Genomic DNA, 269 nt, shown 5'->3' on the forward strand with positions numbered 1-269 from the left:
GGGCAAAAGGGAGCAAGTCTTTGTCATCGGGCGAAAACCGGATCTGGCTCCGCCGCCGGCCGTTTTCGCATGACAGCTTCACTTTCCCATTCCGCAAAACGGCAACATGTTTTCTGCCGCCCGAAGGAGAGCTTTTCGGCTCTTGCTCGGCTCTCTCTGCAAGCGGAGGAAAAAGCTTTCTTCTTTCACAGTTCGTTAACCGGACGATTTGACCTCGCGGCGCGAAAGCCGCTTCATTTTCTTTATATTTGCTGACGCGGAGCGCACCT

General features: G+C 54.3%; 1 protein-coding gene. It reads left to right on the forward strand.

Annotated elements, in window-relative coordinates; all coding sequences use genetic code 11:
* Positions 1–212 (forward strand): hypothetical protein (locus CF394_RS13985; protein WP_243370899.1); only part of this gene is annotated, 212 nt, incomplete at its 5' end.
* Positions 213–269 lie beyond the last annotated feature (57 nt).

Origin of the sequence: Tetzosporium hominis, assembly GCF_002265435.1 — a bacterium.
GTDB classification, from domain to species: Bacteria; Bacillota; Bacilli; order Bacillales_A; family Planococcaceae; genus Chryseomicrobium; species Chryseomicrobium hominis.